This is a genomic window from Desulfosediminicola sp. (assembly GCF_048381775.1).
Lineage (GTDB): Bacteria > Desulfobacterota > Desulfobulbia > Desulfobulbales > Desulfocapsaceae > Desulfopila > Desulfopila ganghwensis.
Genome location: NZ_JBLXGE010000012.1, coordinates 113,264 through 125,307, shown reverse-complemented (window position 1 = coordinate 125,307; position 12,044 = coordinate 113,264). Strand labels below are relative to the sequence as shown.

Here is a 12,044-nt window from a genome sequence, read left to right as displayed (position 1 = left end):
CCCTTTCAGAAACGAACACCCTGAACCTCATTGAGCGGCGAGGTCACCACCAGCTGCCAAACAGAGTATTCCGCCAGTTTTTGCCATGCGCTATCTACAGGAAAGCCTGCATCTGTAGTGAAAACCGGACGGGTCATGATCTGACTGATGCGGAGAACCGGTTCCAACACATTTTCGGGTTGAGCAAGTTTCTGGTAACTGGCAACCTCATGGCTGACCCCAGGGATTTCGTTTGACAAAGAGTCTCCGTACTTTTCAGACCGGACATGCTGAGCCTGACGAGGCTTACCCTGGCCCTGAATTTTTTCTTCCTCATCAGGGACTCCGTTGACCCCTCATAACGCAACCCGTCAACATCATAGACGTAAAACATATTCTCCCCCGGCAGCACAATCTGATGGTGACATATGATTAAAACCAGATTTTCAGCCAAACTGTGGCTAGCCCGTATCTCTTAGATCAAGCCGGGATATAGTCTCGATTCTTTAATCTTGTCAGGGGATGATCTAGTTAACAAGCCTGGGGCAGGCGGTTGGAAATAAATGAGCGGGCTCTTCTTTCTTATGAACATGGCGGAATGGCAAAATCGAAATCCATTGCCACAATGTCCATAAGAAATCCGGGCTATACTTTCATATACTCAGGCCAGCCATCATTTGAGGAATTGCTGCTACCTTCTCTTCATCTTCACGAGAAAAGCAGTCAACAATTGCGCCGTTGTACATCACGGCAATACGATCCGAAAGGGCCAGGGCCTCGGGCAGATCTCCCGTCACCAGCATAATACCTGCCTGTTCACGGGCCTTCAGCAGGAGATTCCAGACATCTTCTGCGGCAGCAATATCTAGCCCCTGGGTCGGTTGTTCGGCAACAATCAGTCGCGGTTTGCGGTAAAATTCACGGGCCAGAACCATCTTCTGCAGATTGCCACCGGAAAGCTGCCAGGCAAGAGATTCCAGATTCGGAGGGCGAATATCAAATTCCTTCATCAGGTGCTCAGCCTTCTCCCGCGCTTTATCCTTTTGCAGCCATGGACCTTTTACAAAGCCTCCACGTGTGGTGAGCAAAAAATTGTCGAGCAGATCGAGCCCCTGGCAGGTCGCCAACCCCTGACGATCTTCAGGAATATAGCTGAGCGCATGATCCCAGCTTCTTGAGCTGAAAAATTCAGCCCAATCTTTACCAAGAATACGCACAGAGCCCTGTTTCGGCCTGCGCAGACCGCAGATTGCCTCAACCAACGGTTTCTGACCGTTCCCGGCAACGCCCACGATACCGAGAATTTCGCCCTTACGAAGCTCGAGACTCACCGACTTCAGGCGGTCCTCTGCAAGGTTTTCAACCTTGAGTACGATCTGCCGGGGTGCCATTGGCTCACGATTCACCTCAAGCAGAACCTCACGACCAACCATTCTCTCGGCCAGCTCCACAGTCGAAGAGACATCCAGGGTCGCTACACGGTCGACTATTTCTCCCCTCCGCAATATGGCGATATAATCGGCAACAGCCATAACCTCTTCCAGCTTATGGCTGATAAAGACAATAGCTTTGCCCTCCTGCACCATAACCCGCATGGTTGTAAAAAGAGTCTCAGCTTCCGCAGGTGTAAGCACCGCAGTGGGCTCGTCAAAGATGAGGATATTCGATTTCCTGTGCAGCAGTTTCAATATCTCCACCTGCTGCTTTTCCCCCATTGAGAGATCACATACCAGAGCCGCAGGGTCAATCTTCATGCCGTACAGATCAGCCAGCTTCTGCACTTCCTTACGCATGGTGCGGGAGCGCATCCAGAACCCTGAACGCTGTCCCAGGAAAATATTTTCCGCAACCGTCATGGCCTCCACCAGCTTAAAGTGCTGATAGACCATACCGATGCCCGCCTCAATGGCCTTTTCTGTCGAGGAAAAAGCCACTGCTTCATCGTCCAGATAAATGGTACCTGAGGTGGGTTGCAGCTGACCGGCCAGAATGGACATCAGGGTAGATTTGCCTGCCCCGTTCTCACCGAGCAGGGCCAATACTTTGCCCGGAACGATCTCAAGATTCACATCTTTGTTTGCCTGGACATCTCCGAAAGATTTGGAGATGTTCTCAAGGCGTATATGCGGCAAAGCTGACTGCGCCATTATTACTCTCGCTCCCTGCCAACGAGGGGTGTTGAAAATTGAGATTCGGTATCCCAGGGAAAGAGAATCCAGGTATCCTGGCTCACTTCGGTAACATAGGTGTCCACCAGCGGGCGACCGGCAGGCTTGGCGTAGATCGTGGCAAAATGAGCCTTGGGTACCATTTCCCTTACAACCTTGGCGGTACGTCCGGTATCGACGAGGTCATCCACCAGCAGCCAGCCCTCACCATCTCCTTCAAAACGCTTGAGCATCTCTGCATCACCCTTTTTGTCTTTCCAGTCATAGCTTGAGATGCAAATGGTATCCACCAGATGAATGTCAAGTTCACGGGCAATAATCGCCGCAGGAACCATACCGCCACGGGTAATTGCTATGATGCCCTTGAAATAATCACGATCGAGAAGCCGCCAGGCCAATGCCTTGGAATCACGATGCAATTGCTCCCAACTAATCGGATAAGTTTTCTTATACTGATCATTCGATGCCATTTTTCCCTCGTCGTTCATTGCCGCCGGGTTCCGCCAGAACCCCGGCAGACAGCTTATTGGTTATTCCTTTGTCCTTTATTAGACAACACAAATACAATTGAGCATGTATCGCAGATAATTGATAAATATCAGGCGTCCGTTGATCAACCTTTTTCTTGTCAATAGCTGTTACTAAAACAGCTCCATGTGCAATTTACATCAATCCGCAGGTTCCACATTGGTTCCCAGTGCGGCAGGTGCATCAGATACCCCGCGCCGCCAGGAAGAAAAAACCAGCACCAGAATTGTCAACGCATATGGCAACATAAGCAGCAGCGATGATGGCACCGCCGTCCCCTGGGCCTGCATACGCAATTGCAGAGCCATAATACCACCAAACAGATACGCACCAAAGACTGCTCTTCCCGGTCGCCAGAATGCAAAAATCACCAGCGCCACGGCAATCCAGCCCCGCCCTCCCGTAAGATTGTTGGTCCAGAGATGCGTATAGGCCAGAGAGAGATAGGCACCGCCAAGTCCCATGAAAAAGCCGCCCACCAGGATACCAACCCACCGGTACCCCTGGACATTAAGACCCGCTGCAGTGGCCGCCGCCGGATATTCTCCAGCAGCACGGAGACCGAGACCAAACCGGGTAAAGTTGAGAAACAGCCACATACAGGGGGGTATCAGATAGGTGAGATACACTAGCGGGTCATGGGTGAAAAAGATGGGGCCGATAGCCGGAATATCTGAAAGCAGTGGAATGGGCATTTTCGAGAAACCCGGCGCCGACTGACCGACGAGCGAAGTTCCAAGATAATTGGCAAAGCCCACACCAAGAATAGTCAACGCCAGTCCGGAGACGACCTGATTACCACGAAACCAGAGACAGACAATACCGTGAATGGCCACAGCAGCAGTCCCGGCAAGGCCGGCCAGCAGAAATGCCAGAGCAGGGTTGCCGGTGGCCTGGGCCGCAACAAAACCTGCAAGCGCTCCGATTATCATCACGCCTTCGACCCCCAGGTTCAACACACCAGACTTCTCGTTAAAAATCGCGCCGAGAGTGGCATAAAGAATGGGGGTACCCGACTGTACCGTAGCCGCCAGAAGTGGGATGAGCATTTCAACTGTCATGTTTCTTCTCCCATTTCAAACGATAGTTGGTAAACAGCCCGCCAGCGAGCACGCTCAAGAGAATCAGGCCTTCCATGATCCCACCAAAATCGGCAGGGACCTGCAGGTCGAGCTGCATGCTTTCAACTCCTACCCTCAGACCGGCAAGAAGGAAAGCGGCAATGCCGATGGAAAGCGGATTCAGCCGCGCCAGCCAGGCGACGACAATGGCAGTATAACCATAGCCGACCATAATGCTTGGCTGCAGGCGATGGATGGTGGCTGAAGACTCGAGAAAACCGGCCCAACCTGCCAGCGCACCGCTCATGGCCATCACCAGCACGACCAGCCAGTTGTAGGGTAAACCTGCATAACGTGCGGCCCGCACAGAATCACCACTCGCTTTGAGTTCAAAACCGGTTTTGGTGAATCTGAAAAAAGCCCAAACCAGCACGCCAAGGATCACACAATGCACCAAGCCCCAGTGAATACTTGTAGAAGCGATTTTGCCTACAATGGCAGCGTCAGAAAATGTCGGTGTCATGGGAAAGCCAAAAGAGGTTGGATCTTTCCAGACACCAAAGACCAGATAATCGAGCAGCAGTATGGCTATGTAATTCATCATCAGGGTGACGATGATCTCGTTGGTTTGCAGCTTTTGCCGCAGCACCGCCGGCACCACGCCCCACATGCCGCCGAAAATCATCGCCATTATGATCATGAGCGGCAGTATCACCCAAGCCGGTTGCTCTGGAAAACTGAGTGCCATCCAGGTCGCACCAATCGCGCCCAGGGCAAACTGACCTTCAGCACCGATATTCCAGATCTGCAATCTGAAGGCAATCGCAACCCCCAGAGAACATAAAAAGATCGGTATCGCTTTGAGCAGACTGTCCTCAATGGCCCAACGGGAGCCAAAACCACCACTGAAAAGGGAGACAATGCCCTCAATGGGTGGTGTCCCCCTGAGCCAGAGCAGAATACCGCTCAAAAAAAGCGATAAGGCAATGGCTGAAAATAAAACAAGACAGGAGCGCCAGCCGAGGGGCTCCTGTCTTTTAATTATCCGCAGACGGATCATATGGTTCTATGCTATCCGGCATTACACCGGATGCTCCGTTTACTTGGTGGTACCGATTACGCCTTCAACGAACCAGGTCATGCCAAGCAGTTCTTCGTCTGTGGCAGTAACACCTTCAGCAATCTTGACATTACCCTGCTGGTCTTTGATGGGACCGGTAAAGATGGTCTTGCTGCCGGCAACGATTTCATCTTTGACAGCGTTAACCTTGTCCTGCAGATCCTGTGGCACCATCGGGCCGAAAGGTGCGAGATCTACCAACCCCTCTTCCATGCCGGGCCAGACAGACTCGGATTTCCAGGTACCGTCCTGCACAGCCTTGACAACTCCTTTGTAGTACGGTCCCCAGTTCCACACTGGTGCGGTCAGATGCGCCTTGGGAGCAAATGCGGACATATCGGTATTGTAGCCGATTGAATACGCACCACTTTCCTGAGCCGCTTCCTGCGGACCGGGGGAGTCCTGATGCTGGGCAATCACATCTGCACCAAAATCGAGGAGGGACTTGGCAGCCTCTTTCTCAGTGGCGGGATCATACCAGGTTTTGGACCACACCACGCGTACGGTGGCATCGGGATTCACTGACTGCACACCGAGGGCGAAGGCGTTGATACCACGGATAACCTCCGGGATCGGGAAGGCGGCAACATAGCCAATGGTGTTGGATTTGGTCATACTGCCGGCAACGATGCCGGAGAGATAACGGGCCTGGTACATGCGACCGAAATAGTTGCCCATGTTATCAGCGGATTTAAAACCGGAACAGTGCATAAAGGTGGTGTCAGGAAACTGCCGGGCAACTTTCAGCATCGGGTCCATATAGCCGAAAGAGGTGGCAAAAATCAGGTCATACCCTCTGCGGGCCATATTCAGGATAACACGTTCTGAATCTGGTCCCTCGGCAACAGACTCGACATACGAGGTCTTCACGCCATCCATCTTGTCGATTTCCTGGCGGCCGACATCATGGGCGTACGACCAGCCCGCATCACCAATGGGGGAAACATATACAAAACCAACCTGCAAATCCTTGGCTGAAGCAGTAGCAGCAAACATGCCGATACCTGCAGCAAGGGCGAAAAGAGATTTCACCAGATCCATTTGTAACTCCAGTATGTTGTAGGGATAAATTATTTTAGCGATAACCCGCACATCATGTAAAGGGTCAGAAATGGGGAATCAACGACTCCGCAGCGGAGCCAGAATCCACACTCCAGACACTTCATCGGAAACTACAGGATATGATATTACATGGTAAGACATTTAAAAAGGTGAGGGGTGAAAAGTATAGAGTATGGAGAAACCTCTCTCCCCACTCTCCACTTCTCACCCCTCAATGCGTTGCTACAGTACCTGCTTCAAAAAGAGTTTTGCTCTCTCCTCACGCGGGTCGGTAAAGAAATGCTCAGGAGTTCCGACTTCTACCACCTTGCCTTCATCCATAAAGATGACACGATCGGCAACCTCACGGGCAAAACCCATCTCATGGGTTACCACAACCATGGTCATACCTTCACGGGCAAGCTGTTTCATGACATCGAGCACCTCACCGACCATTTCAGGATCAAGCGCCGAAGTAGGCTCATCGAAGAGCATAATCTTCGGGTCCATGGCCAGGGCGCGAGCGATGGCAACACGCTGCTGCTGACCACCGGAGAGACGTGATGGATACTCCGAAGCTTTTTCGGCGATACCCACCTTTTTAAGCAGGCTTCTCGCCTTTTCCTCAGCCTCGGCTCTGGAGCGTTTTCGCACCCGCATCTGAGCGAGTGTTACGTTTTCCAACACGCTCTTGTGGGGAAAGAGGTTGAATTGCTGGAACACCATACCAACTTCAGCTCTGATGTGGTTGATGTTGGTCTTTTTGTCGGCAAGGTCAACCCCGTCAATGATGATATGACCGCTATCAAACTTTTCCAGCCCGTTTATACAGCGCAGAAAGGTGGACTTACCAGACCCAGACGGCCCGATGACGACAACCACCTCGCCAGAGCCCACATCGGCCGTGACATCATCCACCGCCCGGACTTCTACACCGCGGCCGGTAAATACTTTCAAAACGTTCTGAGCTTTAATCACTGACTGCGAGCCTCCGTTCCATATAGAAGACCAGCTGCGACAGCACCGAAGTGATAATCAGGTACATGGCCGCAACAACCAACCAGACCTCAAAGGGCGCAAACGTACTGGTAATGATTTCCCGACCGGATTTGGTCAGATCGGTAATGGCAATGACGGAGACCAGAGACGAATCCTTGATCAGGCTGATGAACTGGCCGGACAGCGGCGGCAGAATTCGCTTGAACGCCTGCGGCAGAATAATGTCCATCATGGCCTGTGGAGTGGTCATACCCAGCGATCTGGCAGCCTCCATCTGGCCTTTGGGAATAGATTGAATTCCCGCACGGACAATTTCGGCCACATAGGCTCCGGCAAACAGGGACAATGCTCCGATACCGGCGACGTTTCTGCTCAAGTCAAAGACAGTGGCTATGAAAAAATAGGCAATAAATATCTGAACCAGTAGCGGAGTGCCACGAATGATTTCGACATAGATGGCCGCCAGCATGCTAACAACATAATTTTTCGCTACCCTGGCAAGCCCGGTAAACAACCCGATAAAAAGCGCAATAACACTTGAAACCGCCGACAGCCAGATGGTGGTCCACAGTCCTTTCATCAACGGGCCGAGATACCAGTCTGAAGTATAGCCTACTGTATCTCCTTCAAAGAGATCCTCCCCTGCAGAAACCCGGATACTATCACTGTCGACCACAACACTCTCAACATCCCCGGACTCGGAGGTCATAACAATCGTTGAGCTTTTTTTCTGTTGGGTAATCTCTGTGATAACACCGTCAAAGGGTATTTTGTGAGCGTCAGTTCCCTGATAGACAAAATACTGGGGGATCCGGTTCCACCGCCATTCGTAATCAATCTTTTTTACGGACCCATAAATTGATGCGGCCATCCCAATCAGGATGACCGCAAGCAAGATTTTCCAGGGCCACGTTTTATCTGTGGCATTCACTAGTCTGGATATCCTCTTTTACTGAATTTCTTTCAGCCAGGCATCACTCTGGAACCACTTGCCATAAATCTTGTCATATACGCCGTCATTCTTGATCTGGTACATGAAGTTGTTCAGCCAGTTCAGGAAATCAGGATCACCTTTACGGATACCCCATGCAAGCGGCTCGAAGGTGAAGGCTTTATCAAGATGGGTGACTTTACCCTGGCCACGCTGGCTCACTGCAACGGCGTTGTATGGCATGTCATAGATAAACGCATCGATCTTACCGTTTACAACATCGAGTACACCTTCCTGCTCGGTCTCAAAGCTTACGTATTTGGCTTTACCGATCATACGCTTGGTAGCCTGCTCACCGGTGGTGCCAAGCTTGGAAGCAACAGTGTACTTTGGATCATTGAGATCTTTGTAAGATTTGATCTCACCGGCAATTTTGTTAGATACGATGATGGACTGACCGATCTCGATGTATGGAGAAGCGAAGTTGATGCTCATGTTACGAGCCTGGGTCAGGGTCATACCTGACATAATGATATCGAACTTGTCGGTCAGAAGGGCAGGGATAATTCCATCCCAGGCGGTGGAAACGATTTCCAGCTCGACGTCCATGGCTTTAGCCATACGCTTCGCCATATCAACATCAAAACCGATGATCTCACCTTTCTGGTTGGTCAGCTCAAAAGGCATGTAGCCTGGCTCCATACCAACACGAAGTTTGCCGCGCTTCTGGATATCGTCCAGAGTTCCGGCCATTGCAACACCAGCGGTAAGCACCATTGCCACCAACAGGGCACACAATACAGATAATTTTCTCATTTCATCTCCTCTTGTTGCGTCATTTACGAATAAAAAAAGGGTCCACCACGACCCTTCACACCAACTGACGAAACCATCAATAGGACTTGCCTTCATCCAGCAGTTCCTCAATCACCATTTTTGTGCCCTCGCACTCAGGGTTGGAACAGGGAGGCAAATCTTCGATGGGCAGGTAAACTATCTTTGTTTCCCTGCACTTTGGACACACAAGCAAAACAGGTTCGTTCTCACCACGCATGATTCTCACCTCATACAGGTTTTTCGCTACCGTAAAATGCCAGTTTCCCAAATGGTCTTATTAACACAGACAGGCACGCAGGACAACTTTGTTTTGGCTGGGCGAAACACAAACCATACCGGAAATACGACAGTTAAAAAGCTTGTGGGTGTAAGATCCTTTGGTTCCGCTCAGTTCCTGCACCATTCTCATGACATTACAACAATTTATTTAATCTCGATTGCTTAAAAACCAGATTGTCATAAAACAATCCGATTTTTTTAAAAACCGCCGAAAAAACTCTTCCCTTCAGCCGCTTATGCTCATGCCAAGATGATTACTGGACAAAATCAACAAATCGGCGTAATTTCGACCGTTGACGATTCAACCTGCTCGGGCACCTGCTGCAGCCCGCCCGCCCTTCGCCCGACGCCCGGAGTTCGCTGTATCCTCAGGCCACTTTCGCTGTTGCACCCTGAACTCGTGCTGCGAATGATAAAACACTACCCCAAATGCCAATAGATTGAATATGAAACGTATTCCCCACCAGTCCTGTCCGGCCCTTTTCACATATCTGGCCCTTGCTCTCGCCATGATCTTCTGGGGTTTTTCCTTTATTGCCACCAAAGTTGCACTCGCCAGCTTCACTCCGTTCTGCCTTATCTTTTTCCGTTTTGCCGTGGCCGCCATCTTCTTTGTCTGGCTGCTCAACCGTACAGGCTTCCCTGAACTGAACCGGCCAAACCTGAAAATGTTGGCGCTGCTAGCCATTTTTCAACCCGGTCTCTATTTCACCTTCGAAACCATTGGCCTGCAGTACACCACAGCAACCAAAACCTCACTGATCATCGCCACCATTCCTATCGTGGTGCTGCTGCTGTCAGTTCTTTTTCTCAAAGAGCGATTGCGACGGGTAAACACCATAGGCATCTGCATCTCCATGATTGGAGTCTGCCTGCTGGTTTTCGGTGAGACAACTGGCGGCACATCAGGCGGTGCGCTGATCGGTGACCTTATGATTTGCGGTGCAGTACTTTCCGCCGCAGTATATATGATCATCACCCGCCATCTCGGCCAGTCTGTCACTCCGGTTCAGATTACCGGTATGCAGATTATCTTCGGTGCTATCATCTTTTTCCCTGCCTTTCTCTACGACCTGCCAAAGGTGAGCTGGGGGGAAATTCGTTATGAAGGTATAATCGCCTTGGCGGCACTTACTGTATTTGCCACTATTGGCGCGTTTCTCTGCTATAATTATGCTTTGAGCAGGATACCTGCTGCCCGGGCAGCGGTCTGCATAAACGGTATACCGGTGGTCACGGCCTTCGGTGCCTGGATCCTGCTTGGTGAATCACTGGCACCGCTGCAACTGGCAGGTGGCGGGATAGTACTGGCCGCCGTATATCTGGCAAACTATTCCAACCAGAACCACGAACCAGAAGCTTTGCAGGATGTCCTGCAGGAAAGTTAAAAACTCCAAAATCATATGACCAACATGCTCGACACATTCAGAAAAATAGCACGAACCATACGTTTACTGCAGTACCCTGCCCTCTTGCTGGGTATCGGCGGCATGCTGCTGCTCTGCATCATTATAGTTTTCGAGGGACTGATCTCAGGTGAGAACCTGATAATTCCATCGATTGTCTGCGCCCTGTGGGGTTTTTGCGGCTACTTCTTCATCGCCACCTTCAAAAACGTGCCGGGGCCGCTTATCACCAAGCCCGGTTTCTTCGCCGGAATCCGCTACAAATTAAACAGGTCCTGGTACTGGCTGGTCTGTATTCTATTCGTTGCGACCTCAATCGCTGCGCTCATCACTTCAGTGAGGGTTTTGTTAATATTTTTCAGGAATGCCGGATAGGTTGCAATTCATCTGACCAGTTCCGGTTACCTCAGATTCAGAGTGCCGGATAAGAATAGAGAGTCTGTAAAAAAAACCACGACCCTGCTCCCCAGGTATGGGTTGGGTGGCGTAGGAGCAAGGTCGCGGGGAGGCGCAAAGCAATTACGGTCTCACTTGCCCGGGCATAAAAAAACCCGGACCATCATGCAATGTGTTCTGCATGGTGCGCCGGGGATGCCCTGTTGTCCACTCGGATAGGTTCAGGAATAGCTGGTCCACGAGATTCCTAATTATGTCTTCAGGTAGGTCTTCTGACTTTCCCCCGTTTCCAACAGCCTTCCCACTCGTTTGAATATGATCTGAGCAGTGACTCTTCCAGCCAGAAACGTTCCCCGGCGCATGGTACAAATGCCGGGACAGGATTACAGCGGCGGGCCCGTTCCGGATTTTCACCGGATTCCCTTTTTCATCCACTAAAGTGGAGCCTGATATGTATCTGAAGTTTTACTCCAGGCCTTTGATTCCTGTCAATATAATTCCCCAAATCGTCGTTTTTTCCGTGCGTGGTTATCCCTTCTACTCTTCCTGATTGTATTTTTAAAAAATTTAGTGGAAAAGTGGACAGATAACTTCTAATCCAATATTGTATTGCCCATCCGGCAAAGAGCATGCTCAATGCCATTGATTTACCCGGAAAGAAAAGTGGGCTCCTTTCTTTTCCCTTTTTCAAAGCTGAACCCAGGATTATCCAAAATGAGTGTACACGATGAATTGCTTGCCCGTTGCGAGGCACAATGCGAATTATGCAGATCTGACAAAAACCTTTCTGCTTACGAAGTACCACCAAGTTCAGACGGTGGCGCAGATCAGAGCGTCATGATCTGTAAAGTCTGCCTTGGCCAGATAGAAACACCGGAGTCAATGGACGCCAACCACTGGCGCTGCCTGAACGACACCATGTGGAGCCAGATACCGGCGGTGCAGGTGATGGTCTGGCGCATACTGCAAAACCTCCGGGCCGAGGGCTGGCCACAGGATCTGCTCGACATGCTGTACCTCGAAGAAGAGACCCTTGCCTGGGCGAGAGAGGGCCAGGACGAAGGAGAAGAGGGTGGGGTTGAACATAGAGACAGCAACGGCGCCCTGCTTGCTGCCGGAGACAGTGTAACCCTTGTCAAGGACCTCAACGTCAAGGGTGGAGGTTTCACTGCAAAACGCGGCACCACCGTCCGCAACATCAGCCTTGTTGCCGACAACCCCGGACAGATCGAGGGCCGGGTCAGTGGACAGCAGATCGTTATCCTCACCCAATTTGTGAAAAAAGCGTAATAACCGAAA

Annotated in this window: 13 protein-coding genes and 1 riboswitch; of the genes, 3 read left to right on the top strand and 10 right to left on the bottom strand. The window is 51.0% G+C overall.

What is annotated here, in order from left to right:
* Positions 1 to 5: 5 nt before the first annotated feature.
* The 10 genes from ACN5NT_RS18580 to ACN5NT_RS18535 form a co-directional block, all read right to left on the bottom strand.
* Positions 6 to 239, bottom strand: coding sequence for a hypothetical protein (locus tag ACN5NT_RS18580; protein WP_419176427.1), 234 nt, complete (start codon positions 237 to 239; stop codon positions 6 to 8).
* Between the two features lie 393 nt (positions 240 to 632).
* Positions 633 to 2,126, bottom strand: coding sequence for an ABC transporter ATP-binding protein (locus ACN5NT_RS18575; protein ID WP_419176426.1), 1,494 nt, complete (start codon positions 2,124 to 2,126; stop codon positions 633 to 635).
* A gap of 2 nt (positions 2,127 to 2,128) precedes the next feature.
* Positions 2,129 to 2,617: a xanthine phosphoribosyltransferase gene (gpt, locus tag ACN5NT_RS18570; RefSeq protein ID WP_136797128.1), complete on the bottom strand. Its 489-nt coding sequence runs from the start codon at positions 2,615 to 2,617 to the stop codon at positions 2,129 to 2,131.
* Positions 2,618 to 2,815: 198 nt separating this feature from the next.
* Complete coding sequence (locus ACN5NT_RS18565) at positions 2,816 to 3,736, bottom strand: ABC transporter permease (protein WP_419176425.1); 921 nt, start codon at positions 3,734 to 3,736, stop codon at positions 2,816 to 2,818.
* Positions 3,726 to 4,796 carry an ABC transporter permease gene (locus ACN5NT_RS18560; protein ID WP_136797132.1) on the bottom strand — a complete coding sequence of 357 codons (1,071 nt, stop codon included), beginning with the start codon at positions 4,794 to 4,796 and terminating at the stop codon, positions 3,726 to 3,728. Before ACN5NT_RS18560 ends, ACN5NT_RS18565 begins: the two co-directional genes overlap by 11 nt.
* Before the next feature lie 39 nt (positions 4,797 to 4,835).
* Positions 4,836 to 5,897: a BMP family ABC transporter substrate-binding protein gene (locus ACN5NT_RS18555; RefSeq protein ID WP_419176424.1), complete on the bottom strand. Its 1,062-nt coding sequence runs from the start codon at positions 5,895 to 5,897 to the stop codon at positions 4,836 to 4,838.
* A gap of 243 nt (positions 5,898 to 6,140) precedes the next feature.
* Positions 6,141 to 6,875, bottom strand: a complete 735-nt coding sequence (locus tag ACN5NT_RS18550) for an ATP-binding cassette domain-containing protein (protein WP_136797135.1) — start codon at positions 6,873 to 6,875, stop codon at positions 6,141 to 6,143.
* Entirely contained in the window at positions 6,868 to 7,767 is a 900-nt protein-coding gene (locus tag ACN5NT_RS18545) for an amino acid ABC transporter permease (protein WP_419176467.1), read from the bottom strand. The genes ACN5NT_RS18550 and ACN5NT_RS18545 overlap by 8 nt, the downstream gene beginning before the upstream one ends.
* Positions 7,768 to 7,845: 78 nt before the next feature.
* A complete protein-coding gene (locus tag ACN5NT_RS18540; RefSeq protein WP_419176423.1) occupies positions 7,846 to 8,643 on the bottom strand; it encodes a transporter substrate-binding domain-containing protein in 798 nt (265 codons plus the stop codon).
* Positions 8,644 to 8,719: 76 nt separating this feature from the next.
* Complete coding sequence (locus ACN5NT_RS18535; RefSeq protein ID WP_167495751.1) at positions 8,720 to 8,881, bottom strand: hypothetical protein; 162 nt, start codon at positions 8,879 to 8,881, stop codon at positions 8,720 to 8,722.
* A 508-nt stretch (positions 8,882 to 9,389) separates the two neighbouring features.
* On the opposite strand from ACN5NT_RS18535, the gene ACN5NT_RS18530 reads away from it, so the two are divergent.
* From ACN5NT_RS18530 to ACN5NT_RS18520, 3 genes are all read left to right on the top strand, one after another.
* Positions 9,390 to 10,331 carry a DMT family transporter gene (locus ACN5NT_RS18530; RefSeq protein ID WP_419176422.1) on the top strand — a complete coding sequence of 314 codons (942 nt, stop codon included), beginning with the start codon at positions 9,390 to 9,392 and terminating at the stop codon, positions 10,329 to 10,331.
* Between the two features lie 24 nt (positions 10,332 to 10,355).
* The gene (locus tag ACN5NT_RS18525) at positions 10,356 to 10,724 is read left to right on the top strand and encodes a hypothetical protein (protein ID WP_419176421.1); all 369 of its coding nucleotides are present in this window, start codon (positions 10,356 to 10,358) and stop codon (positions 10,722 to 10,724) included.
* Between the two features lie 265 nt (positions 10,725 to 10,989).
* A riboswitch (cobalamin riboswitch) is annotated at positions 10,990 to 11,210 on the bottom strand.
* A 249-nt stretch (positions 11,211 to 11,459) separates the two neighbouring features.
* Positions 11,460 to 12,035 carry a PhnA domain-containing protein gene (locus ACN5NT_RS18520; protein ID WP_419176420.1) on the top strand — a complete coding sequence of 192 codons (576 nt, stop codon included), beginning with the start codon at positions 11,460 to 11,462 and terminating at the stop codon, positions 12,033 to 12,035.
* Positions 12,036 to 12,044: the final 9 nt, after the last annotated feature.

Excerpts from the sequence above, each read along its gene's own strand:
- ACN5NT_RS18575 (WP_419176426.1), bottom strand. The coding sequence starts at position 2,126 with ATGGCGCAGTCAGCTTTGCCGCATATACGCCTTGAGAACATCTCCAAA.
- gpt (WP_136797128.1), bottom strand. The coding sequence starts at position 2,617 with ATGGCATCGAATGATCAGTATAAGAAAACTTATCCGATTAGTTGGGAG.
- ACN5NT_RS18565 (WP_419176425.1), bottom strand. The coding sequence starts at position 3,736 with ATGACAGTTGAAATGCTCATCCCACTTCTGGCGGCTACGGTACAGTCG.
- ACN5NT_RS18560 (WP_136797132.1), bottom strand. The coding sequence starts at position 4,796 with ATGATCCGTCTGCGGATAATTAAAAGACAGGAGCCCCTCGGCTGGCGC.
- ACN5NT_RS18555 (WP_419176424.1), bottom strand. The coding sequence starts at position 5,897 with ATGGATCTGGTGAAATCTCTTTTCGCCCTTGCTGCAGGTATCGGCATG.
- ACN5NT_RS18545 (WP_419176467.1), bottom strand. The coding sequence starts at position 7,767 with ATGGCCGCATCAATTTATGGGTCCGTAAAAAAGATTGATTACGAATGG.
- ACN5NT_RS18540 (WP_419176423.1), bottom strand. The coding sequence starts at position 8,643 with ATGAGAAAATTATCTGTATTGTGTGCCCTGTTGGTGGCAATGGTGCTT.
- ACN5NT_RS18535 (WP_167495751.1), bottom strand. The coding sequence starts at position 8,881 with ATGCGTGGTGAGAACGAACCTGTTTTGCTTGTGTGTCCAAAGTGCAGG.
- ACN5NT_RS18530 (WP_419176422.1), top strand. The coding sequence starts at position 9,390 with ATGAAACGTATTCCCCACCAGTCCTGTCCGGCCCTTTTCACATATCTG.
- ACN5NT_RS18525 (WP_419176421.1), top strand. The coding sequence starts at position 10,356 with ATGCTCGACACATTCAGAAAAATAGCACGAACCATACGTTTACTGCAG.
- ACN5NT_RS18520 (WP_419176420.1), top strand. The coding sequence starts at position 11,460 with ATGAGTGTACACGATGAATTGCTTGCCCGTTGCGAGGCACAATGCGAA.